The organism is Streptomyces sp. NRRL S-244 (assembly GCF_000717915.1).
Taxonomy (GTDB): Bacteria; Actinomycetota; Actinomycetes; order Streptomycetales; family Streptomycetaceae; genus Streptomyces.
This window is the reverse complement of the sequence record NZ_JOCX01000015.1, coordinates 208,596-231,940: the sequence shown is the minus strand read 5'-3', so window position 1 is coordinate 231,940 and position 23,345 is coordinate 208,596. Positions and strand designations below refer to the sequence as shown.

Annotated in this window: 21 protein-coding genes; 11 read left to right on the top strand and 10 right to left on the bottom strand. The window is 72.7% G+C overall.

What is annotated here, in order from left to right:
- Positions 1-2: 2 nt before the first annotated feature.
- Positions 3-1,505 (bottom strand): monooxygenase, encoded by a 1,503-nt coding sequence (locus IF02_RS0120615; RefSeq protein ID WP_030159019.1) that lies wholly within the window; start codon positions 1,503-1,505, stop codon positions 3-5.
- Between the two features lie 75 nt (positions 1,506-1,580).
- Between IF02_RS0120615 and IF02_RS0120610 the strand changes: the two genes are divergently transcribed.
- Positions 1,581-2,276 (top strand): TetR/AcrR family transcriptional regulator, encoded by a 696-nt coding sequence (locus tag IF02_RS0120610; RefSeq protein WP_030159018.1) that lies wholly within the window; start codon positions 1,581-1,583, stop codon positions 2,274-2,276.
- 58 nt (positions 2,277-2,334) lie between these two features.
- On the opposite strand, the gene IF02_RS0120605 is transcribed toward IF02_RS0120610, so the two are convergent.
- The 5 genes from IF02_RS0120605 to IF02_RS0120585 form a co-directional block, all read right to left on the bottom strand.
- Entirely contained in the window at positions 2,335-2,562 is a 228-nt protein-coding gene (locus IF02_RS0120605; RefSeq protein ID WP_030159016.1) for a hypothetical protein, read from the bottom strand.
- Positions 2,559-2,975, bottom strand: coding sequence for a hypothetical protein (locus IF02_RS0120600; RefSeq protein ID WP_030159014.1), 417 nt, complete (start codon positions 2,973-2,975; stop codon positions 2,559-2,561). Before IF02_RS0120600 ends, IF02_RS0120605 begins: the two co-directional genes overlap by 4 nt.
- A 122-nt stretch (positions 2,976-3,097) precedes the next feature.
- Positions 3,098-4,543, bottom strand: a complete 1,446-nt coding sequence (locus IF02_RS0120595) for a sensor histidine kinase (RefSeq protein ID WP_030159013.1) — start codon at positions 4,541-4,543, stop codon at positions 3,098-3,100.
- Positions 4,540-5,265: a response regulator transcription factor gene (locus tag IF02_RS0120590; protein ID WP_030159011.1), complete on the bottom strand. Its 726-nt coding sequence runs from the start codon at positions 5,263-5,265 to the stop codon at positions 4,540-4,542. Before IF02_RS0120590 ends, IF02_RS0120595 begins: the two co-directional genes overlap by 4 nt.
- 48 nt (positions 5,266-5,313) lie before the next feature.
- A complete protein-coding gene (locus IF02_RS0120585; protein ID WP_158708525.1) occupies positions 5,314-6,234 on the bottom strand; it encodes a hypothetical protein in 921 nt (306 codons plus the stop codon).
- Between the two features lie 113 nt (positions 6,235-6,347).
- Here IF02_RS0120585 and IF02_RS0120580 point away from each other — a divergent pair, with 113 nt between their 5' ends.
- A complete protein-coding gene (locus IF02_RS0120580; RefSeq protein WP_051696396.1) occupies positions 6,348-7,232 on the top strand; it encodes a methylenetetrahydrofolate reductase in 885 nt (294 codons plus the stop codon).
- 158 nt (positions 7,233-7,390) lie between these two features.
- Complete coding sequence (locus tag IF02_RS0120575) at positions 7,391-8,194, top strand: NPP1 family protein (RefSeq protein WP_051696395.1); 804 nt, start codon at positions 7,391-7,393, stop codon at positions 8,192-8,194.
- A gap of 262 nt (positions 8,195-8,456) precedes the next feature.
- Here the strand turns inward: IF02_RS0120575 and IF02_RS0120570 are convergent, their stop codons facing one another.
- The gene (locus IF02_RS0120570; RefSeq protein WP_030159005.1) at positions 8,457-9,902 is read right to left on the bottom strand and encodes a glyceraldehyde-3-phosphate dehydrogenase; all 1,446 of its coding nucleotides are present in this window, start codon (positions 9,900-9,902) and stop codon (positions 8,457-8,459) included.
- Between the two features lie 335 nt (positions 9,903-10,237).
- Here IF02_RS0120570 and IF02_RS0120565 point away from each other — a divergent pair, with 335 nt between their 5' ends.
- Entirely contained in the window at positions 10,238-10,624 is a 387-nt protein-coding gene (locus tag IF02_RS0120565) for a hypothetical protein (RefSeq protein ID WP_030159004.1), read from the top strand.
- 96 nt (positions 10,625-10,720) lie between these two features.
- Here the strand turns inward: IF02_RS0120565 and IF02_RS0120560 are convergent, their stop codons facing one another.
- Positions 10,721-11,542 (bottom strand): helix-turn-helix transcriptional regulator, encoded by an 822-nt coding sequence (locus IF02_RS0120560; protein WP_051696408.1) that lies wholly within the window; start codon positions 11,540-11,542, stop codon positions 10,721-10,723.
- 139 nt (positions 11,543-11,681) lie between these two features.
- On the opposite strand from IF02_RS0120560, the gene IF02_RS0120555 reads away from it, so the two are divergent.
- Together IF02_RS0120555 and IF02_RS33225 are read left to right on the top strand one after the other, a co-directional pair.
- A complete protein-coding gene (locus IF02_RS0120555; RefSeq protein ID WP_030159001.1) occupies positions 11,682-13,169 on the top strand; it encodes an MFS transporter in 1,488 nt (495 codons plus the stop codon).
- A gap of 207 nt (positions 13,170-13,376) precedes the next feature.
- A complete protein-coding gene (locus tag IF02_RS33225; protein ID WP_158708524.1) occupies positions 13,377-14,369 on the top strand; it encodes an alpha/beta fold hydrolase in 993 nt (330 codons plus the stop codon).
- A 29-nt stretch (positions 14,370-14,398) separates the two neighbouring features.
- Here IF02_RS33225 and IF02_RS32555 read toward each other — a convergent pair whose 3' ends face one another.
- Together IF02_RS32555 and IF02_RS0120540 are read right to left on the bottom strand one after the other, a co-directional pair.
- Positions 14,399-14,737 (bottom strand): hypothetical protein, encoded by a 339-nt coding sequence (locus IF02_RS32555; protein ID WP_051696393.1) that lies wholly within the window; start codon positions 14,735-14,737, stop codon positions 14,399-14,401.
- 76 nt (positions 14,738-14,813) lie between these two features.
- On the bottom strand, positions 14,814-15,434 hold the full coding sequence (locus tag IF02_RS0120540; protein WP_051696392.1) for a molybdopterin-dependent oxidoreductase: 621 nt from the start codon (positions 15,432-15,434) through the stop codon (positions 14,814-14,816).
- A 310-nt stretch (positions 15,435-15,744) separates the two neighbouring features.
- Here IF02_RS0120540 and IF02_RS0120535 point away from each other — a divergent pair, with 310 nt between their 5' ends.
- From IF02_RS0120535 to IF02_RS0120515, 5 genes are read left to right on the top strand one after another with little or no spacing between them, the layout of a single operon-like run.
- Positions 15,745-17,076 carry a phenylacetate--CoA ligase family protein gene (locus IF02_RS0120535; RefSeq protein ID WP_030158994.1) on the top strand — a complete coding sequence of 444 codons (1,332 nt, stop codon included), beginning with the start codon at positions 15,745-15,747 and terminating at the stop codon, positions 17,074-17,076.
- The gene (locus IF02_RS0120530) at positions 17,073-18,437 is read left to right on the top strand and encodes an MFS transporter (protein WP_078622211.1); all 1,365 of its coding nucleotides are present in this window, start codon (positions 17,073-17,075) and stop codon (positions 18,435-18,437) included. The genes IF02_RS0120535 and IF02_RS0120530 overlap by 4 nt, the downstream gene beginning before the upstream one ends.
- Positions 18,434-19,570, top strand: coding sequence for a GNAT family N-acetyltransferase (locus tag IF02_RS0120525; RefSeq protein ID WP_030158991.1), 1,137 nt, complete (start codon positions 18,434-18,436; stop codon positions 19,568-19,570). Before IF02_RS0120530 ends, IF02_RS0120525 begins: the two co-directional genes overlap by 4 nt.
- A complete protein-coding gene (locus IF02_RS0120520) occupies positions 19,567-20,799 on the top strand; it encodes an acyl-protein synthase (RefSeq protein WP_051696391.1) in 1,233 nt (410 codons plus the stop codon). Before IF02_RS0120525 ends, IF02_RS0120520 begins: the two co-directional genes overlap by 4 nt.
- Positions 20,796-23,324, top strand: a complete 2,529-nt coding sequence (locus IF02_RS0120515; protein WP_234318276.1) for an aldehyde dehydrogenase family protein — start codon at positions 20,796-20,798, stop codon at positions 23,322-23,324. Before IF02_RS0120520 ends, IF02_RS0120515 begins: the two co-directional genes overlap by 4 nt.
- Positions 23,325-23,345: the final 21 nt, after the last annotated feature.

Here is a 23,345-nt window from a genome sequence, read left to right as displayed (position 1 = left end):
TCCTACGGCCGGCCGGCCCAGGCCGTGAGGGCCTCGTACCGCTCGGTCCGGCGGGCCGCGGAGCAGGCGGTCCGGGTGGCCCAGGCGATGTGCCCGTCGGGGCGGACGAGGACCTCGGCCACCCCGTCGAGGCGGGCGTGGCGGGCGCCGTCCGAGGTGACCGAGGTGACCGAGGTGACCCGGTCGGCCCATCCCTCCCCGGTGTCGAAGCCCCGCTCCTGCGCGAGGTTCAGCAGGACGAAGCGGCCCTCGTGGAGCAGCTCGTACACCCGGGAAGCGGGGGAACCGGCGATGCCCAGCGGGATGTCCGGCATCCGCGTGCCCACCAGGGGATCGGCGCCGGGGCCGGTGGCCGGGTATCCGATGCCGAGCGCGGAGACCAGCCCGGCGAGCCGGCGGTTGACCTCCTCGATGCCGAGCAGTTCGTCGAGCAGTCTGCGCAGGGCCGCGGCGGGCCGCTGGTACGAGGGGACCAGCGTCAGCTCCGCCAGCAGGGTCTGGACCTCGGTGTTCTCGGTGACGGCCACGCCCACCGGGTGCCGCTCCCCGTGGTACGTGTCGAGCAGCCCCGACGGCGCCCACCCGTGGATCTCGGCGGCCAGCTTCCAGCCCAGGTTCATCGCGTCCTGGAGCCCGGTGTTGAGCCCCTGGCCGGCCGCGGGGAAGTGGATGTGCGCCGCGTCCCCCGCCAGCAGCACGCGCCCGGACCGGTAGCGCTCGGCGAGCCGGGTGGCGTTGCCGAACCGGGACAGCCACCGGGGCCGGCCGATCCCGCAGTCGCTCCCGCAGATCCGGATCAGGGACTCGCGGAACTCCTCCACGGTGACCGGCTCGGCGGCGGGCGTCCGCATCCGCTCCGGGTCGATCAGGACGAACCGGGTCAGGCCCCCCTCCAGCGGGACGGCCAGTACGCCCTCGGCGCGCGCCTGCCCGAGGCTCTCGAGGTCGGCCACCGCGAAGTCGCCGAGGATCCCGGTCAGCGTCTCGTCCGTGCCGGGGAAGCCGATGCCGGCCTCGTGCCGCACGATGCTGCGCCCGCCGTCGCAGCCGACCACGTAGGAGGCGCGTACGGTCCGGGCTCCGCCCGGGCCGTGCACGTCGACGTCCACGCCGTCCGGGTCCTGGCGCAGCCCGGTGGTCTCGCGCCCGCGGTGGATCTCCACGCCGAGCTCGCGCGCCCGCTCCTCCAGCAGGGCCTCCGTACGGGCCTGGGCCAGGAACAGGGTGTACCCGTGGCGGCTGTCGAGGGCGGCGAAGTCCAGCCGGGTGCCGAGGCCGGCGAAGTGGCAGCCGGGAACGGTCCGGCCGAGCGCGAGGAACCGGTCGGCCAGCCCGCGCTGGTCCATCAGCTCGACACTGCGCGGGTGCAGGGTCAGCGCGCGCGAATCCAGCTGCGGAGCGTCCCGCCGCTCCACGATCCGGGTCCGTACGCCGGCCAGCGCGAGCTCGCAGGCGAGCATCAGGCCGGTCGGCCCGGCGCCCACGACGATCACATCGGTGTCCATCGGGAACCTCTTCTCTGGGTCTTCCCTATTTAGTGAACGGCGTTCACGTGAACGCCGTTCACTATAGTGAGGTCCATGAGCACACCGTCAATCCCGTCCTCCGCCGACGCGGCCCGCCCCCCGGCCCGGGGCAGGCCCCCGAGACTGGACCAGGCCCGTACCGTGGAGGCCGCCCTGGTGCTGCTGGACGAATCCGGACTGGACGCGCTCACCATGCGGCGGCTGGCCGACGCGGTGGGCGTCCGGGCCGGGGCGCTCTACCGGCACTTCGCCACCAAGCAGGACCTGCTCACCGCCATGGCCGAACGGATGCTGGCGGGCTGCTCCACCCCGCCGCCGGACCCCGACTGGAGCGGACGCCTGACGGCCCTGGCCCGTCGGATGCGTACGGCGCTCCTCGCCCATCGCGACGGGGCACGGGTCTACGCCGGAACCCACTCGACCGGCGCGAACACCCTCGGCTTCGCCGAGACCCTCATCGGGGTCCTGAGCGAGGCGGGCTTCGGTCCGAAGGAGGCGGCGCGCACCGCGATGACGGTCGTCCACTTCACCGTCGGACACACCCTGGAGGAGCAGGCCGCCCTCCAGCCCGGCGATCAGGGGCCCGCGGACCCCGAGCGGCTGCGCGAAGCGGTGACGGCGGCGCGCTACCCGCACCTCACCGCGGCCCTGCCCGTGCTGACCAGCGCCGATTTCGCGACGCAGTTCGAGTTCGGCCTGGGCCTGCTGCTCCAGGGGCTGCGCGCATTGCACCGGCCCGAGCGCGAGTGAGAACGCGGCCGGCCCGCCCCCGGGGATCGGGGGCGGGCCGGGGTGCGTGCGGGGTGGGTCAGTTGTTCTGGGCGGCGTCCGAGTCCGCCTGGGCGGCCGCGCTCTCGGCGTCGTCCAGCTTCTGCTGCATGTCCTTGACCGTGGCCTCGTCGGCGCCGCTCACGGACTGGGCGCCGCCGGGCTTGGCGCTCGCGCCGGGCGAGCAGCCGGTGAGCACCAGCGCCGTCGCCGCGGCCAGGGTGGCGAGCGCCGCGGCGGCACGGCGGCGCGAGGTCGCTCGGGTCACTTGGACTCCTGCGCGGAGCACCAGGTGCTGACGGCCTTCAGGTCGTCCTGCCGCTTCTGGAGGGTGGGCAGCAGGCTCTTGCGGAAGGTCAGGCGGTCGTTCAGGTAGGTGTGGACCTCCGTGTGGCCGGCGGTCTGGGCGTTCGCTACGCGCTGCTCCAGGCGGGCGACGGAGCCGGGGACGGTGGCATCGCCCTTGAGCCGGCCGATGGCCGTGCTGACGCGGGTCTCCGTCTTGGGCAGGCGCTTGCAGATCGCCTTGGCCCCGTCGCCCTTCGGCGCGGACTTGGCCGTCTTCGGCGCGGCGGGCGCGGGGCTTGCCGATTCGGCCTGCGCGGGAGCGGCGGAGATCAGGGCGCCGGCCAGCGCGAGGGCGCCGATCGCGGCGGCGGCGGTCCTACGGTTCGGGAGCATGGCTGTATCCCCTTCGGTACGAGCGGGCCGGCTCACTGGCGGCCGACCCGTCCGGACGGTAGGGGGTGTCTTTGTGGAAACTTTGTGAGTCCGCGGGGGCCGTCGGCCGGCGGCCGGCGTCCTCAGTCGCCCCTGGAGATCCAGTCGCGTCGCTTCGGCAGCCGCAGGGTCGGGGAGTCCGCCGCCGACAGGGGCAGGCGCACCTCGAAGCGGGTGCCCGCGCCGCCGGGCGGCGTCCCGATCCTGACCGTGCCCCGGTGCAGCGCGACCTGCTGGGCGACCAGTGTCAGCCCGAGCCCGGAGCCGGGGCTGCCGGGGCGGTGGTGGAACCGCCGGAAGACGGCCTCCCGCTCGCCGGACGGGATGCCGGGCCCCGCGTCGTCCACGGTGAGCACCGCGTACCCGCCCTCCGCGTGCAGCCGTACCGCGATCCTGGCCGGCTCTTGCGGCCGGTGGCCGTGTACCGCCGCGTTGCCCAGCAGGTTGGCGAGCAGGATGGCCAGTCCGGCATCCCATCCGAACACCCTCAGCTCCGCGGGGAGTTCCGCCTCCAGCCGCGCCTCGGGATGGCGGCGGGCACTCTCGCCGACCACGGTGTCCACCAGCTCGGACAGGTCGAGGGAGGCGAACGCCGACACCTCCACCAGATCGCCCCGGGCGAGCATCCGCAGGGCCGTGAGCAGGTCCAGCAGGCGGGCGTGGTCGCGCTGCAAGTCCCGTACGATCTCGGCCCGTTCGGCGGGGGAGAGGTCGGGATGGGCGGCCAGGACGTCCAGGTCGGTCCGCATGCTCATCAGCGGGGTGCGCAGCTCGTGGGAGGCGGCGGAGGAGAACGAGCGGGCGGTGTCCAGCGCCTGCGCCGTACGGGCGGCCTGCTCCTCGTACCGGGCCAGCAACTGGCCGATGGCACTGGACAGTTCGTCCACCTCGGCGATGTTCACGGGCGCGCCGGCGAAGGCGGCCGCGCCCGCGCGCGGGTCGAGTTCGGCGGCCCGGCGGCTCAGCCTGCGTACGGAGGCGGTGGCGCGGCCGGCCAGCCCGTACGCGAGCAGCCCGGCGACCGGCGCCGCCAGCAGGGCCACCAGCAGGACCCGGCGGCGTACGGCGACGACCTGCGGGTCGGCGGCCGAGGCCGGGGTGAACAGCCAGAGCGTGCCCGGCGCGGGCCCGGCCACGGGGACGGTCAGCACCCGCCAGGCGCGGCCCTTGGCGCGGACGGTGACCGGTCCGTCCGGGGTCTGCTCGGGCAGCCGCACCGGGTCGGCGGGCTGCGGGCCGCCCTCCAGGACGACGGTTCCGTCCGCCGTGCGGACGCGCAGGCCGGCGTCGAGGACGTCGCCGAGCACCTTGCGGTGCTGGTTCTGCTCCACCTTCGGCTTCCCGTTGCGGTCGGCCGTGAGCAGCGTCTTGACGTCCGGGAGGACGGCGGAGGCCCGGTCCTGGAGCCGGGTGTCCTGCTGCTGGTGGAGATCGCGGCTGACCAGCCCGAGCACCAGCAGGCCGGCGGCGAGCACCAGCAGGGGCACCACCACCGTCACCGAGAGGGCGATGCGGGTCGCGAGCTTCACGACCCGCTCTCCCGGGCCCCGGGGACGCGCAGGACGAAGCCGACGCCGCGCACGGTGTGGATCAGGCGCGGGCGCCCGCCCTCCTCCAGCTTGCGGCGCAGATAGCTGACGAAGGTGTCGACGGCGTCGCTGCGGACCTCGAAGTCGTAGCCCCACACCCGGTCCAGCAGCTGGTCCCGGGTGAGGACGATCCCGGCGTTGCGCACCAGCTGGAGCAGGAGCTCGAACTCGCGCCGGGTGAGGTGGAGTTCGGCCTGACCGTGGTGTACCTGGCGGCGGGCCTCGTCGAGCACGAGGGGGCCGGCGCGCAGTACGTCCGAGGCGGGAGCGGGGGCCGGGCGGCGCCGCAGCAGGGCGTGCAGGCGCAGGACGAGCTCCTCCAGGGCGAACGGTTTGACCAGGTAGTCGTCGGCGCCGGCCTGCAGTCCGGCGATCCGGTCCGTGACCTCGTCGAGGGCCGACAGCATCAGGACGGGAGTCTCGTCGCCGCGGGCGCGCAGGCCGCGGCAGACCTCCGTGCCGGTCAGGCCGGGCATCGACACGTCCAGTACGAGGACGTCCGGGGCCTGGTCGCCGAGCAGGGCGAGTGCGGCGGGCCCGTCCTCGGCGAGCAGCACGGTGAAGCCGCTCAGCCGCAGCCCGCGCTCCAGGGAGCGGCGGATGGCGGCGTCGTCGTCCGCCACCAGTACCCGTCCGGTGGTTGTACTGCCGGTGCCGGTCACACTGCCCTCCTCGCGCGCGGCCCCGTCGCGGAGGCCGGGGCGACCATCTCACGGCCGCCGGACCGCCCGGAAGGCGGGGTGCGCGGGGCCGGTCTCCTCGCGCAGGCTCGCGGCGAGGTGCCCGCTGGTGTCCCGCAGGGCGCGGGGGACGCGGGGGCCGCGTTCGATGGTGCGGGTCGTGCGCGCCAGGGCGTTCAGGGCGCGGACGGAGCCGATGTCCGGGACGGACCCGACCAGGCCGGACAGCCACGCGTCCGTCTCGCGCCAGGCGCCGGCCCGGGCGAGTACGGAGGCCAGCTCGGTGGAGAACAGCGACCGGTAGGCGGGTGCGTCACCCGCGGCCGCCGCCTCGTGCAGGAGGGACGCGGCGCCGTCGAGATCCCCCAGGTCGGCGAGGGCCAGACCGTGGTGACCGTCGAGCTCCGACCGGTCGAACCACCAGGTCCAGGACGGATCGCGCTCGCAGGGCCCGTCCGCCAGGAGTTCCCGGGCCGCGGCGAGGGACCGCAGCGCCCGCCGGCCCTGCCGGAGCCGGGCCCGGGCGCGTGCTTCCCGTACGTGGAAGATGGCGGCCACCCGGGCCGGCAGGTCCCGGCCGGCCAGGACCGACGAGGAGATGCGCAGCGATGTGGCGGGGCGCCCGAGGTGCTCCTCCTGCAGGCACAGCACGGACAGGACGAGCAGCTCGACGGAGCGGGCCTCCTCGGGGAGGGTGCGGGCCAGGGCGAGTGCCCGGCGGCTGAGCCGCTGAGAGATCCCGTGCCGCTCGGCGTCGAAGAGCATCCAGGCGGCGACCTGTAAGAGCTCCATCAGCGCCGACCGTTCGGCTGCGCAGGAGCTCCGGAGCGGGCGTCGGCCGGTGGCGGCGACGGAGGCCACGGCCCGCAGTGCCGCCGGGGCGGCCCGGCGGGCCCCCGCCGTCCGGTCCGTTTCGAGGAGCTCCGCGGTGAGTGCGGCAACGTGTTCCATGGTCCAAGCCTGCGGCCTGCCGTACGCGGCGAACGACGGCATTTCCGCACCCGGCATGATGGGGGCCGAGAAAGCCGCCGATGCGGCACCACCGCCACCCGAGGAGGAGCGGCATGTCCGCCCGGCCCACGCCGTATCCCGAACGCCCCGCGCAGGCCCCGGTCACCGGGGGCGGCCTCGCGGAGCTCCTGCGCAGGGTCCGCTACGAGGTCCTGCCGGCGAAGGCCACCGAGGACAAGGTCCTGGCGCACGTCCCGGCCGGTGTACCGGTCACCGTCACCGCCTCCCCGGCCAAGGGCATCGGCCCGACCCTGGACCTCGCCACCCGCCTGGCCGGGCACGGCTACCGGGTCGTCCCGCACCTGCCGGCCCGGCAGATCACCGACGCCGGCCACCTCACGGACATCGTGGACCGGCTGGTCGCCGCCGGCATCGACGACGTCTTCGTACCGGCCGGCGACGCCGACCCGCCGGCCGGGGCGTACGACGCGGCCCTGCCCGTACTGCGCCGGCTCGGCGAGCTGGGCAGCCCGTTCGCGCACGTCGGCATCACCGGATACCCGGAGAGCCATCCCCTCATCGACGACAAGGTCACCGTGCGGGCGATGCGGGACAAGCAGCCGCACGCGACGTACATCGTCAGCAACCTGTGCTTCGACCCGGCGACCCTGAGGCAGTGGATCGGGCGGGTACGGGGCCGGCAGATCGTGCTGCCCGTGCACGTGGGGGTCGCCGGCCCGGTCGAGCGCACGAAGCTGCTGGCCATGGCCACGAAGATCGGCGTGGGGGAATCCGCCAAGTTCCTGACCCGGCACCCCTCGTGGTTCCTGCGCTTCGCGGCGCCCGGCGGCTACTCCCCGGAACGGCTGCTGCGCCGCAGCGCCCCCGCCCTCGGAGCGCCCGGGGCGGCGGTGGCCGGTCTGCACCTGTTCACGTTCAACCAGATCGCCGAGACGGAGCGCTGGCGCCGCGCGATGCTGGACCGCGTGGGCGGCTGAGCGGGGCGCGACCCGTCGTCGCGCATCGTCGTACATCTCGAATTCGCCTGACTCGACCCGGACTTGGATGCTGCCCCGCTAGCGTTCGCCTCGGTGCCCGGATCTACATGTACAGGTCAGGAGATGATGTGCGCAGCCTGCTGTCACCGACGAGGACGATGAACGAAGGGGCCGGGGCCGAGGCCCCCCGCGCGGGGCGGCGGTGGGCCGGATTCCGCCGGACCGCGACCACCGCCGGGCTCGGGGCCGCGGCGCTCGTGCTGGCCCTTCCGGCCGTCGCGGTCGCCGACGTGATACCGGCCCTGCCGCAGAACGCGGACGGCCTCGAACAGACCTTCTCGCCCGCCTTCGACTACGACGGGGACGGCTGCTACGCCACCGCCGCGATCAGCAGCAGCGGCGTGCTCAACCCCGGGCTCAAGCCCGGGGGAGCGGTGAACGGCCACTGCCGTGACCTCGTACAGCTGCAGAACTCCAACACGTACTCCCGCGCGAAGTGCAACAACGGCTGGTGCGCCGTCATGTACGCGGGCTACTTCGAGAAGGACCAGGCCACGCTCGGCCCCTTGGCCATCGGGCACCGGCACGACTTCGAGCACGTGGTGGTCTGGATCAAGGACAACGAGGTCCAGTACGTGTCGACTTCGCAGCACAGCGGCTGGAAGTGGTACCCGCGCTCGCAGGTCCGCTTCGACGGGACCCATGCCAAGGTCGTCTACCACAAGGACGGCGCCTCGACGCACTTCTACCGCCTGGCCAACGGCAACGACGAGCCGGCCGAGAACCACACCGGCAACTGGTTCTACCCGCGCCTCGTCGGCTGGAACGGCTACCCGGCGGGCCTGCGCGACAAGCTCATGACCGCCGACTTCGGCTCGGCCACCATCAAGATCACCGACGGCCGCTTCAACGACGCCCTGAACGCCTCGAAGCCCCCGATCCCCTTCGACCCCTACGCATGACGCCCGGCCGGAACGTGACGGGGCCCGGGAGCACATCCAGCTCCCGGCCTCCGGCTTGCCACCCATTGCGCACACCGGCGGCGTTGAAGAGTCGCGGATCATTCTGAGATCGACGTGCTGGGTTTCACGGGGCCGCCTCCGACGCGTCCAGCACCGGAAGCGTCGAACAGCCGCGCCAGCGTCCCCGCCCACGCACGCGGCCCGCTCCGCCGCCGGGGTGGGCGGGGGAACGGGCCGTGAGTGGAGCGGGGGTGCGACGGGGTCAGACCGCCGGGGACGGGTACGTCGGGTACTCGACGCCGGAGACGTGCTGGACGACCCGGATGACCTGGCACGAGTAGCCGAACTCGTTGTCGTACCAGAGGTACAGGATCGCGTTGTCGCCGTCGACCTTGGTGGCGCCGGCGTCGACGATCGACGAGTGGCGCGAGCCCACGAAGTCCATCGACACGGCGTCGGGCGCGGTCGTGAAGTCGATCTGGCGCTTCAGCGGGGAGTTCAGCGAGACGTCGCGGAGGTAGTCGAGGACCTCCTCGCGGGTGGTCTCGCGGCCGAGGCGCAGGCTCAGGATCGCGATCGAGACGTCCGGGACGGGGACGCGGATCGAGCTGCCGGTGATCGGCGCCTTGAGGTCCGGCAGCGCCTTCGCGACGGCCGAGGCGGCACCGGTCTCGGTGATGACCATGTTGAGCGGCGCGGAGCGGCCGCGGCGGTCGGCCTTGTGGTAGTTGTCCAGCAGGTTCTGGTCGTTGGTGAACGAGTGGACGGTCTCCACGTGGCCGCGCAGCACGCCGTACTCGTCGTCCATGGCCTTCAGCGGCGGGACGATCGCGTTCGTGGTGCAGGAGGCGCAGGACAGGATCTGCTCGTCGGGCTTGATCGTGTCGTGGTTGACGCCGTGCACGATGTTCGGGACGTCGCCCTTGCCCGGAGCGGTCAGGACGACCTTGTCGATACCGGGGCGCAGGTGCTTGGAGAGGCCCTCGCGGTCGCGCCACTTGCCGGTGTTGTCGATGAGGATGGCGTCCTTGATGCCGTACGCCGTGTAGTCGACCTCGCTCGGGTCGTTGGCGTAGATCACCTTGATCGCGTTGCCGTTGGCGATGATCGTGCTGCTCGCCTCGTCCACCGTGATCGTGCCCTGGAACTGGCCGTGGATGGAGTCGCGGCGCAGCAGCGAGGCGCGCTTGACCAGATCGGCCTCGCCGCCCCCGCGGACGACGACGGCGCGCAGGCGCAGCCCGTTGCCGGAGCCGGCCTTCTCGATCAGGAGGCGGGCGACGAGGCGGCCGATCCGGCCGAAGCCGTACAGGACGACGTCGCGGCCCTCGCCGCGCTCGATCTTGTTGGCACCGGTGGCCCCGGCGACGGCCTCGGCGGTGAAGCGCTCCACCGACAGGCCCCGGTCGTCGGCCTTGTAGGTGGCGGCGAGCATGCCGATGTCGATCTGGGAGGGGCCCAGGTCCAGCGTGGTGAGCGCCTGCAGGAACGGCAGGGTCTCCGTGACGGAGAGCTCCTCGCCGGCTATCTGGCGGGCGAATCGGTGCGTCTTCAGGATGCTGACCACCGACTTGTTCACCAAGGAGCGGCTGTGCAGCAGGATCGTCACGTCCTGCTCGCGGTGCAGCTTCCCGATGATCGGGATCATCGACTCCGCGATCTCCTCGCGGTTTTTCCAGTTGGTGAACGAGTCGTCATTGACAGTCACAGGTTTATCTTTCGAGCTAGGCGGCGCTCACATGCTAACCCCACGCCACTTTGACCACTCAAGGGGTACCGCCTGGGTGTCTGTTTGGGGTGGTATGTCGCATTCATCCCTGGGTGATCCTCCGAGTGGTCCACGCGCACGCGAAAGAGGGCGGGGAGGGAGGCGGGGGGAGGAGCGAGAGAGGCGGCATCCCGTCGCGGAGGCCGACGGGCCGTCCGGGGGGCGCAGGGGTGAAGACGTACCCATCATGACAGGTCAGAGGGTGTTTTCGTAGGACCAAGGGCACAGTCGATTGCCCTTGTTTGGGCCCCTGTGCGGCTTTGAGAATCACCGTCATGAATCACTCGGCGAACATCAATCACGACGCAGTCCTCCGAGCCCGGGTCGCCCTCCTCGGATCGGCGAAGCCGCCGGTCCGCGAGCGGGTCGCGGCCTACCGCGTCCTGGTCCAGGTGAGCCCCCTGGCCTATCTGCCCCTGCTGTCCGCCGCACTGTGGAAGTACAGCCGCTACGAGTTCGCACACCGGCCGGAGATCGCGCTGGCCCTGCGCGCCGAGTCCGTCGCCGCCGCGCGGCGCATGTGCGCGCTGGAACCCGGCTGGGGCGATCTTCTCGTCACCGCGCTGACCAACTACCGGGAGCTGTTGATCCTCATGGACCGGCGGGACGAGCTCCGCGCGGTGGAGGAGGAGATCGTGCGTATGCGGTCCGAAGGGCTGTAGCCGCCCGCCGACGGGTGCCCGGGCCGGCGCTGCGGCCGGTCCGGGGCACCCGCGTACGAGGTCAGCCGCGTACGGGGTGAGCCGTGTACGGGGCGGTCAGCCGGCGATCGGGTACATGGTTCCCCGGCGCCCCTCCGCCGAGGTCAGCCACTCCAGCTTCTCCGCCGTGTCGGTGGCCGGCAGCGGGGTGTGCAGCACGATCGAGAGGTCGGGCCGGGCCGGTACGCGCAGCTGCGTCGACTCGACGAACAGCGTCCCCACGACGGGGTGCTCGATCTCCTTGCGCATCTGGCCGCCGGGCCGGATGTCCCGCTGGTCCCACAGCACCGCGAACTCGGGGCTGAGCTCCCGCGCTTCCTCGATGACGGCCCGGAACCCCTCGTCCTCGGGCCACTCCGAGCTCGCCGCCCGGTACTGGGCGACCACGTTGCAGGCGTTCTCCTCCCAGTGCCGCGAACGGGCCTTGTAGATGGGGTCGGTGAAGAACGCGATGAGGCAGTTCTGCACGATCTCCGGGCGCATCCCGAGTACGAGCGCGGCCGAGTCGTTGTAGAGAACCGTGTTCCAGTACGCGTCCATGATGTGCGCGGGGAACGGCATCCAGGCGTCGATCAGCCGCTTCAGCCCCTGGCACATGTCCCGGTCGGCGGGCGCCACTTCGAGCGCGGGCGGGTTGAGCCCCGCCAGTACGTAGAGATGCCGGCGCTCGGCGCTGGACAGCTTGAGGACCCGGCCCACGGAGTCGAGCACCTGCGGGGACACCGTGATGTCGCGGCCCTGTTCCAGCCACTGGTACCAGGACACCCCGACCCCCGCGAGCACGGCGACCTCCTCCCGGCGCAGGCCCGGGGTGCGGCGCCGGGCCCCGCCGTCGGGCAGGCCCGCCTCCGTGGGGGTGACCCGCGCCCGTCTGCTCATCAGGAACTCGCGCAGCTCGGAACGGCGGTGCTTGTCGATCGGTGTAGCCACTCAATCCCCCTGTCGGCTGCCTGGTGGTGCCACCAACAGGATAAGTTCCCACTCTCCACGGGCATTCCCGGACCGCGAGGGTGTGGCCATGGCGATCGATTCTCAGACAGCAACAACAACAACGACGACAGCGACGGCGGCGACGGCGGCGACGGCGGCGACGAGGACCGCGACCCGCGACCTCGGGGCCGCAGCCCCCGGGAGCGAACGGCTCACCGGCCGGGCCAAGCTGGTCCTCTTCGTGCTCTGCGCCGCCCAGTTCATGGTGGCGCTCGACTTCTCCGTACTGAACGTGGCCCTGCCCGTCCTCGGCAAGGACCTGGGCCTGAGCCAGTCGGCCCTCCAGTGGGCGGTCACCGCCTTCGCGCTCCCCTCCGGCGGCTTCCTCCTCCTCTTCGGCCGGATCGCCGATCTGTACGGCAGGAAGAAGCTGTTCCTGATCGGCCTCGCCCTCTTCGGCGCCGCCTCGCTGCTGGCCACCCTGGCCTGGGACCCGGCGTCCTTCCTGGCCGGGCGCGCCCTCCAGGGCCTCGGCGCGGCGGTCATCGTGCCGACCGGCATGTCCCTGCTGACCACGACCTTCCCCGAGGGCCCGCTGCGCGACAAGGCCCTCGGCATCTCCGGCACCCTGCTCTCCCTCGGCTTCACCATCGGCATGGTCCTCGGTGGCGTCATGACCGACACCCTCGGCTGGCGCTCCACGATGGGGCTGCTCTCGGTCACCGCGGTGATCGTGCTCGCCCTCGCCCCCGGCCTGCTGCCCGAGTCGCGCACCCCCGACCGGCCGCGCCTGGACGTACCCGGCGCCGTCACCGTCACCGGCGGTCTGCTCGCGCTCATCTACTCCCTGTCCACGGCCGCCCAGCGCGGATTCGGCGGCGTGGACGTGTGGGGCACGCTGCTCGCCGGCCTGGCCCTGCTCGTCGCCTTCGCCGTGGTCGAGTCCAAGAGCCCGGCCCCGCTGGTCTCGCTGCCGATGCTGAAGCGGCGCACGATCGCCTGGGGCAACATCGGCGGTCTGGTGACCTTCTCGATGATGTCGACGGTCATCTTCGTCCTGACCCTGTACCTCCAGGAGACGCTGGGGCTGTCCTCCTTCCGGACCGGTCTGGTCTTCGGCATCCAGGGCGTCGCCTCCGCCTTCGCCGGCTCGTACGCACCGAAGGTCATCGGCCGCTTCGGCGCCCGGCGCACCCTGACCGGCTCGCTGCTCGGCCAGGGGCTGCTCACCGCCGCGCTGCTCACCGTGGGCGCCGAGTCGGGCGCGCTCGTGGCGACGGTCGCGGTCTCGCTGGCCAGCATGTTCCACCTCGGAGCGATCATCTCGTACGGGCTCACCGTGACGAGCGGCGTGCCCGACGCGGAGCAGGGGCTGGCGACCGGCCTGGTCACCACCACGCAGCAGGTCGGCCTCACGATCGGGATCCCGCTGCTCGGTGTCCTCGCCACCACGCAGGGCTCGCTCTTCGGCGGGGTCCGTACGGTCCTGGTGATCGACGCGGCGATCGTGGTCGCGGCGGCGGTCCTGGTGGGCCTCGGACTGGGCCTGGGCGGCGGCCGTTCGCGCAAGGCCTGACCGGGATCGGCATCGGGATCGGTATGTCGGGGACCGGGGACCGGAAGCGGAGGGCACCCTCCGCGGACCGGTCCCCGTCCGGCGTCCGGTGTCCGGCCGCGGCGATTCCCGTGCGGCGATCCCGTGGCCCGGGCCGCTCGTACCGGATGATCGGGCCGGACGGTCAGGGGACAGGCGTACGCGGAACACGGGAAGCGGAGAATGCCGATGCGACAGCGGATTCCGCTTCCGACCACAGTCCTGACCACGGTCCTGGCCGCGACGGCCCTGGCCACTCTGCCCGGGTGTGGCGGCCCGCCGCCGCTGCGCGGCGCCCCGGCCGCGTCCGCGTCCGCATCCGCCTCCGGGTCGATCCGGGCCCCTCAGGACTTCTCCCGCCAGGTCGACGTGGGCGGCGGCCGAAGGCTCTGGCTGAGCTGCAAGGGGAGCGGCAGCCCCACGGTCGTCCTGGAATCGGGGCTGCACGATTCCTCCGACACCTGGAGCCTCACCGACACCCGCCCGCCCGTCCCCAAGTCACCGGCGGTGTTCCCGGGCGTCGCGGCCTTCGCGCGGGTGTGCACGTACGACCGGCCCGGAACCATCCGCTACGCGAACCCGCCGGCGCTCACCACCCGCAGCACTCCGCAGACCGGCACGCGCTCCCTCGCCGCCATGGCCGCGGACCTCGACCGGGTGCTGACGGCGGCGCACGTGCCCGGACCGTACCTGCTCGTCGGCCACTCGTTCGGCGGAATGATCACCCGTCTGTACGCGCAGCGGCATCCGGAGATGACGGCCGGCCTCGTCTTCGTCGACGCGTTCGGCACGAACATGAAGCCGTACTTCGGCGCGCAGTGGCCCGCGTACGTGAGGCTGCTCAACAATCCCGGTACGCGTTTCGACGCCGACCCGGGGTTCGAGAAGGGCGACATCGACGGCGCGGTCGGCGCGGTGCGGGCGGCGAAGCCGCTGCCGAAGGTACCGATGGCCGTGCTCAGCAAGACGGAGCCCTTCGCGGCCCCGGCCGGGACTCCGAAGGTCCTCCTCGCACCGCTGGAGCGCGCCTGGCCCGCGGTCCAGCAGGGACTGGTGGAGCTGGGGGAGCAGTCCCCGCACCTCCTGGCCACCGGAAGCGACCACTACGTGCAGCTGCACGACCCGGACCTGACGATCAGCGCCATCCGGCTGATCGCGGGCCGGATCCGCGCCGGTCGGTGACTTTCCGGCCGTTCCCGGCCGTCAGGGCCTCAAGCCCGCATCCACCGGGGAGGGTTCCCCGGGGAGGCGGGCGCGGGGGAGGGTACGGGCTCCGGGCCGCGCAGGTGCAGGTTGCGGACGGTGGCCGCGGTCTCCCGTTCGAAGTGCTCCCAGGAGATCAGCCGCCGCCACGCCGGATCCGGCCGCCCCGGCACGGTGGCCCCCCGCGCCGCCCACTCCCGGGCGAGCTGCTCGAAGAGCGGGGAAGACACGGCCGCGTGGGCCGGCTGCCGCGGGGCGGGGACGTACGGGGAGCGGTCGTGGTCGCCGTCATCCGCAGCTGCCCGGTGTCGCGCCGTGGTGGCGAGCGTGGAGCGCGTCGTCGTCATGCCTGCGCAAACGATTCGCTGGCCGCCGGGGACACGGATGGCCGGGTGCCGGAGGCGGAGTGCCTGGTCGGACCGGCTATTCCTCCTGGTAGGAGTGGCGCTGCTCCGTCCAGGGGTCGGCGATGTTGTGGTACCCGCGCTCCTCCCAGAAACCGCGCCGGTCGGCCGTCATGTACTCGATCGCGCGCAGCCACTTCGGCCCCTTGTAGCCGTAGAGGTGCGGGACGACCAGGCGCAGCGGGAACCCGTGCTCGACGGTGAGGGGCTCGCCGTCGTGGTGGGTGGCCAGAACGGTCCGGCCGGAGGTGAAGTCGCCGAGGCGCAGGTTGGCGCTGTACCCGTACTCCGCCCAGGCCATGACGTGCGTGACCTGCGGGGCCGGGGGAGCGAGCTCCAGGATCGTCCGGGCGGCGACCCCGAAGAACTCGTGGTCCGTGGAGGTCGTACCCGAGGCGCAGTGCAGGTCGGTCTCGATGGTGACGCAGGGCAGCGCCGAGAGTTCGTCGAACGACCAGGCGTACTTGTCGCCCGTGGCGGTCGCGCCGAAGACCTGGAGGGACCAGCGCTCGGGGCGGAACTTCGGGACCGGGCCGTAGTGGGAGACGGGCCAGCCCTTGGCGAGGCGTTGGCCCGGAGGCAGGTGTGCGGTTCCCACGAGGTCGTCGTCCTGTTCGCTGGAGATTGCCCTTCCCCTCATTATGGCCGGTCCCGCGCATTCGCAATGGCGCGCCGAATCCCTTCGAAAGGAAACCACGGACTGTGCGGTTTCGGCCCCGCGGGCCGGAAGTCCGTGGGCCGGCCATCGATCGATTTGGCGGTGCGTTCCTCTTGTCTCATCATGTGAACAGACATCAGGTTAGCGCCGCGCTCGCCAACTGTGCGCATCGTCCGCATTGTTGACTGATCAACGGATGAGAGTGGTGTGAGTTCCACCACTCCCCGAAGCGCGCGCCGCCTGTATCCCGCCTATTCCAACTTTCATCTTCATCTTTCGAGGTAAAGGCAGCATGCCCGTCCAGCAGTTTTCAGACCTCGTGCGTTTCGCCCGCGACCGTTCCCCTTTCTACGCCGAGCTCTACGCGGATCTGCCGCCGGACGTGAGCCGGATCACCGACGTGCCCGTCGTGGACCAGGACGCGTTCTGGGCCGCCAACACCCTGAGCGACAACCGCGTCCTGACCGCCCCCCTCGGGGAAGCGGTCGTGTTCAAGACGGGCGGCACCACCGGCACGCCGCGGTTCTCCTGCTACACCCGTGAGGAATGGCAGGAGTTCGTCACCGCCTTCGGCTCCGGCATGGTCGACGCGGGCCTGCGGCCCGGGCACCGGGTGGCGGACCTCTTCTACGCCGGTGAGCTCTACGCCAGCTTCCTGTTCATCCTGGACTCGCTCGCGCACGCTCCCGTCGCCAACGTCCGCCTGCCCATAGGCGGCGGCGCACCGCTCGACTCGACGCTCACCACGATCGAGGACTTCGCCGCCGACGTCGTCGCCGGTACGCCGACCACGCTGTGCCGCCTCGCCGAGCACCTGACCTCCGCCGGCCGCCAACTGCCCGGCGTCGAGTTCCTGTTCTTCGGCGGCGAAGCCCTCTTCGACGACCAGCGCCGCCTCCTGGCAGCGGCCTTCCCCCGGGCCACACCCCGCTCGCTCGGCTATGCCAGCGTCGACGGCGGCCTCCTCGGCCGGCCGGTGCCCGGCGCGTGCGAAGACACGCGCACACACCGCCCGTTCGCCCCGCACACCCTCGTCGAGATCCTCGACGAGACGACCGGCGAACCGATCCGCGAGCCGGGCCGCGCCGGACGGGTCGTCGTCACCCAGCTCTACCGCCGTCTCATGCCCGTCATCCGCTACCCCGCCGGCGACCGCGCGGAGTGGACCGACACCGAGGGCGGGGCGTTCCGCATCCTCGGCCGGGCCGAGGAAGGCGTGCGCGTCGGCCCCGTCTCGCTGTACTGGCAGGACGTCACGAACGCCGTCGCCGAGGCCGACACCGACTGCCGTGTCACCGGCATGCAGCTCGTCGTACGCCGCTGGGAGGGGCGCGACGGCCTCGTACTGCGCCTCGCCACCGCCACCACCGCCGCCGCCGCTGTCACCGCCCCCGCCGCTGCCACCGCCCCCGCCGCTGCCCCCGGCCAGGACGCGGCCGGCCTGGACGTCCTCGCCAAGGAGGTCGTCACCGGGCTGAACACCGCCCGGCCGCTCTACCCCGACAGCGTCGAAGCGGGGTTCGTACACCCGCTGCGCGTCGAGTGGGCCCGCCACCGCGACCTGGTGGTCAACACCCGCTCCGGCAAGCTCGTCCGCGTCCTCGACGAGAGGCCGACCGCATGACGACGCAGATGAACTCGACCCCGACCCCGACCCCGCCCGCGACACCGGCCTCCGGCCGCCGACTGCCCCTGGTCCTGCGCAACCGCGCCTTCGGGACCGTATGGCTCGGCCAGGTCCTCACCCAGGCCGCCGTGCGCATGTTCCAGGTGGGCATCTCCTGGTGGCTCATCAGCGACGCCGCGTCCGGTGACGGCGGTTTCGCGGCCGGCCTGTTCATGGCCGTCAGCACCCTGCCCGCCGTGGTCCTGGCCCCGCTCGTCGCCCGCGCCATCGCCCGCTTCGCCCACCGCTCGCTGCTGCGCACCGCGGCCGGGGGAGCGGGAGCCGCCGCCGCTGCGCTGGCCGTGTGGGCCTGCGCGAGCGACCTCCCGGTCGCCGCCGCCTACGCCGCCGCCCTTGCCCTCGCGACCTGCCAGGCCTTCTTCGACCCCTGCCTGACCACCTCCGTGCCCGAGCTGGTCGACGACGCGGACATCGAGGCCGCGACCGGCTTCGAGCTGTCCACCCAGTCGCTGGCGAGCCTCGGCGGAGCCCTGCTCGGCGCCCTCGTCGTGGACGCGGCCGGGGTGGCCGGCCTCGCCGTCGGCTGCGCCGCCGCCTACGCGACGGCCGCCCTGCTCATCGCGACCGTACGGTTCCGCACCGCCGCGCACCCCGGCGTCGCCGATGCTGCCGACTCTGCCGACGCCGCCGGCGGCGAGCAGGCGCCGCGGCGGACCCTGCGTCAGCTGCTGGGCTCCATGCCGTACGTCCGCGGCATCCTGCTCTGCTTCACCGCGGCCAACCTCTTCACCACGGCCGTCTTCGTCGTCATGCCGCTGTACACCGCCTCCGTGCTGCACGGCGACGGCGGCACCGTCGCCCTCCTGGAGGCCTCGCTCGGCGTGGGCACGCTCATCGGCTCCTTCACCGGCGCCCGGGTGCCCGGCCGGCCCGCCGTGGTCGGCACCGCGTGCCTGGGCGCGATGGCGGCCGCCCTCGCCGTCCCCGGCCTGATCGCCGCACGGCCCGTCATCGCCGGGTCCCTGCTGCTGACGGGCTGGTGCGTCGGGGTGATCGGGGTCCGCTTCGTGGCCCTGTTCCAGCGGCTGGTCCCGGCCGCCGACAAGCCCGCGTTCTTCGCCGTCATGCAGGCCGTCCTCGGCGCGACCTTCCCGGTCGCCTCGCTGCTCTTCGGATTCCTCGGCGACCACCTCTCCGCCCAGACGCTCTGCCTGATCCAGGCGGCCGGACTCGTGCCCGCCGCCCTCGCCCTGGCCCTGCTGCCCGGCCACTCCCGCCCGGCGGGCGAACCCGACACGGCGGGCGCACCCGACCCGGCTCCCGCGCCGGAGCCCACCCCCGCAGGAGGCACGCGATGACCGCCGCGATCGAGCAGGCCACCCCGGCCGACATCGCCGATCTCCGCCAGCTCTACTACGCCGTCTACGGCCCGCACTACCCGACCGCCCTCGGCACCGACCCCGCCGAGATGTCCCGGCTGATCCGGGATCCGCACACGCTCTGGCTCGTCGCGCGCTGCCCCCGTACCGGCGCCCTCGCCGGATCGGCGGCGGTGCACAGCGAACCCGGCAGCCGCGTCGGCCGCCTCGAAGGGCTCGCCGTCCACCCCGACCAGCGCGGATCCGGGCTCGCCGGACAGCTGACCGAGGCCGTGTGCGCCGGTACCCTCGACGCCGGGAAGCTCGACTCGGTGTACGCCACGGTCCGTACCGTCAGCGCCGGACCCCAGCGCGTCGTGGCCCGCAACGGCTTCCGCCCGCTCGGCATCCTGCCCAACGCCGTGGACCTCAGCAGCCGCGAAAGCCTCGCACTCTACGCGCGTCACTCGCCCGGGGTGCTGGACCGCCGGGTACCCGTCTCCGAGGTCCCGGCCTCCCTGCTGCCGCTGCTGCGCACCGCCGAGGCCAGCCTGGGCATCAGCTACGCGGACGCCCGGCCCACACCGCCCGTGCCGGTGCCCGCCGGGCCCGCCCCCCGCCGACTGGAGATGATCGAGGCGCCGGCCTTCGTCCGCCGCCGCTTCCACGAGCACTTCCCCGACACCGGCCGCTGGTTCTACCCGCTGCACACCCCCAACATCCTCCTCACCCCCGACGACGGCGGCTTCGAGGTGTACGCCTACCTCAACCGCACCGGCGGCTACTGCGCCCTGGTCACGGCCCACCCCGACCCGGCGGCCGCCGCCGGCTGGCTGGAGCCGGTCACCCGTACCCTGACCCGCGCCGGCGCGGGCTACGTGGAGGCGCTCGTACCGCTGGAACACCACGCCGCGCTCTCCGCCTTCGCCGCCCAGGGCTTCATCGCCGGGGCCCTGTATCCGGCCATGCGCCGGGACGGGGACGGCTTCCACGACTACGTGGTGATGTCCCGGACCGCCGAGCACATCGATTTCCGCGGGCTGGTCGTCGACCCGCCGCTGCGGCCCTTCCTCGATTCCTACGTGTCGGCCTGGGCGTCGACGCATCTGCCCGTACGTGAGGTTGCTTCATGACCCCTTCCACGACCGCTCCCACTACTCCTTCCACGACCGCTTCCACGACCCCTCCCGGCACTCCTTCCACCACCCCCGAGAAACCCCATCTCGCCCCCGTCGACGTCCCCGACGCCGCCGCCCTCGCCCGGGTACAGCAGCTGTGCGACCTGACCGAGCCCTACACCTCGGGTCCCGCCGAGGAGGAGCTGTTCGCCGCCGCCATGGCGGAGATCAACGACTGGCACCGCGACCGCTCCCCGTTCTTCCGCAGCCTGTACGACGACGGCGCGCGGCCGGACACCCCGTACGGGGCGCCCCTGGTGCACGCGAACTTCTTCAAGCGCCACGAGGTCCTGTCCATACCCGAGGAAGAGGTCCACCTCCACCTGACCTCCTCCGGGACCACCGGGCAGAAGTCGCAGATGTTCTTCGACGAGTGGACCATCCGCTCCGCCCAGCGCATGGTCGCCCGCATCTTCGACCACAACGGCTGGATCACCCCCGACCAGCCGGTCAACTACCTGCTCTACAGCTACGAGCCCGCCCGCGACCTCAACCTGGGCACCTCGTTCACCGACAACTACCTGTGCGATTTCGCCCCGGCCCGGCAGGTCGAGTACGCCCTGCGCAACACCGGCAACGGGCACGAGTTCGACCCGTTCGGCTGCGTCGCCGCGCTGCGCCGCTTCGCCGAGGACGACGTACCCGTCCGCATCCTCGGCTTCCCGGCGTTCCTCTGGTTCACGCTGGAGCGGATGCGGGCCATGGGCCTCCCGCCGCTGGAGCTGCCGGAAGGCTCCCTGATCATCCTCGGCGGCGGCTGGAAGGGCCACACCGACCGGCAGATCGGGAAACACGAGCTGTACGCCCGCGTCACCGAGCAGTTGGGCGTTCCCTCGGAGCGGATCCGGGACACCTTCGGCTCGGTCGAGCACTGCATCCCGTACATCGAGTGCGCGCACCACAACCTCCACGCGCCCGTGTGGTCCCGCGTCTTCATCCGCTCGACCCGCACCCTCGAACCGCTCCCGTACGGCGAGCGCGGCTACCTGCACCTGGTGTCCCCGTACATCACCTCCGTACCGGCGCAGAGCGTCGTCATGGGCGACCTCGCCTCGCTCCACCCGGGCGAGGAGTGCGGCTGCGAGCTGACCACCCCGTGGTTCACGATCCACGGCCGGGCCGGGGTCAGCCGCAACCGCAGCTGTGCCGTGGCCGCCGCCGAACTGATGAAGGGAATGTCGTGACCGACACCATCAACCTCAACCACCACTACTGGCAGGGCACCTTCATCGGGGACGACGAGGCCGCCCGCAGGCTGGCCACCCTGCCCGCGGCCGTCGAGGCCGCGCTCGCCGCGCCGCTGGACACCGAGACCGTACTGGCCGCCTGCGACGCGCTCTCCCGCGCCCTGCGCGACCCCGGCCACCGGGTACGGGAGCGGCTGGCCCCGCACCTGCCCGAGGGCGGTGACGCGGACCGGGAGGAACTCCTGGCCGAACTCGCCGAGTTCCTCGGCCGCTCCTCCCTCACCCGCAAGCTCCGCCGCGAACTGGGCGGCACCGCCCCGCAGCGGCTCAGCCGCCCCGACGCCAAGGAGACGGTGTACGAGGCCTGGGCGCCCGTCGGCCTCGTCGCCCACATAGCCCCCGGCAACGCCGCCACCGTCGCCCCGCTCAGCCTGATCGAGGGACTCCTCGCCGGCAACGTCAACGTCCTCAAGACCAGCAGCGCCGACACCTTCCTCGCCCAGCACCTCCTCGCCGAACTCGCCGCACAGGACCCGACCGGCGCCCTCGCCGAGCGCATCATCGTGCTCCGCTTCCCCTCCTCACGCCAGGACTGGCTGCGCCTGATGTGCGCACCCGCCGACGCCGTCGCGGTCTGGGGCGGCGAGAGCGCCGTCGAGGGCGTCGCCGCCCATGTCCCGGCCGGCTGCCGCCTGGTGGAGTGGGGACACAAGATCTCCTTCGCCTACGTGACACAGGACGCCTGGGCCGACGAGGCGACGGTGGCCGCCCTGGCCGAGGACGTCTGCCTCTTCGAGCAGCAGGCCTGCTCGAGCCCCCAGGTCGTCTACCTCGACACCGATGCGGCGGACACCGACGTGCTGCACGCGTTCGCCGAGCGCCTCGCCGCCGCCCTGGCCGCGCGGCCCGCGCCCGCCGCGTCGGATCGCGACCTCGATCCGGCCGAGTACGCCGAACTGACCACCACCGAGCACCTCGCCCGTCTCGAGGAGCACCTGGGCCTCACCCGCGTCCTGGCCGCCCCCGACGGCACCTGGCGCGTCATGGCCGACACCCGCCCGGCCCTCACCGCGTCACCGCTGCACCGCAGCGTCTGGGTCAAGCCGCTGCCCCGCAAGGACCTGATCGCCGCCCTGCGCCCCATGCGCCGCTACCTCCAGACGGCCGGCATCGCGGGCAGCCGCACCGACATCGCCGAACTCTCCGCCCTGGTGCTGGCGGCCGGGGCCACCCGCGTCACCCCCGTCGGGGCCATGACCGCGGGCTACGCCGGTGAACCGCACGACGGCGTCTACGCCCTCCAGCGCTACAGCCGCCGCGTCGCCGTCCAGGCCGACGCGCGCTTCGCCGCCACCGCCTGCCTCGACGACCTCGCCCGCCCGGCCCTCTTCCCGCCGCCCACCGGGCCGCTGCTGGACAAGGCCGCCGTCCAGGACCTCAACCGCGGGGTCGACCGCGGCGATGCCGAGCTGTACTTCCGCAGCGGTGGCAGTACCGGCACGCCCGCCCTGTCGCTGTTCACGTACGAGGACTACGACACGCAGATGCACGCCGCCGCCCGCGGCCTGCTCGCCGCCGGTTACGACCCGGCCCGGGACCGTACGGCCAACCTCTTCTACTGCGGCGGCATGTACGGCGGGTTCATCAGCTTCTTCTCCATCCTGGAGCGGCTCGGCGGCGTCCAGATGCCGATGGCGGCGGGCCCCGACCACCGCGCCACCGCGGAGATGATCGCCGCGTACGAGGTGGACACGCTCTTCGGCATGCCCTCGTACCTGTGGCAGCTCCTGCACGAGGAGGCGGACCTGCTGCGCTCGTACGGAGGTCTCCGCAAGATCTACTACGGCGGCGAGCACTTCACCGAGGAGCAGCGCAGGACGCTGACCGAGACGTTCGGCATCGAGGTCATCCACTCCATCACCTACGGCAGCACGGACCTCGGCCCGCTCGGCTACCAGTGCACGGAGAGCGGCGGCAGCGTCCACCACCTCCACGCCGACCTGCACACGCTGGAGATCGTCGACACCGACGAGGACCGGCCCGTGGCCCCGGGGGAGACCGGCCGGCTCGTCTTCACCACCCGCGCCCGGCGCGGCCAGCACCTCGACCGGTACGTGATCGGCGACCTCGGGCGCGCGCTGCCCGGACGCTGCCCGTGCGGCAGCCACGCCCCGCGCTTCGAACTGCTGGGCCGGCTGGGCGAGGTGATGCGGGTGGCGACGTACTTCCTCAACTACCGGCGTTTCGTGGCCATCGCCGGGGAGCACCTGGGGTACGTCGGTGAGCTCCAGGCCGTCCTGACGGCCGGCGCGGCCCGCGAGGGCCTCGCCGTACGGCTGGAGAGCGGCCACGCTCCGGATCCGGACCGGGCGCGGGAGGAGTTCCTGGCCGCGTACCCGGAGCTGCGGTCGGCGGTGGAGGAGAGGCTGCTCGACTTCGCGGTCGAGGTGGTGGACGGAGCCGGTCTGGACCGTACGGCGACCAGCGGGAAGCTGCTGGCGGTGGTGGACCGCAGGCGGTAACCCGGCCTGGGCCGGGTCTTT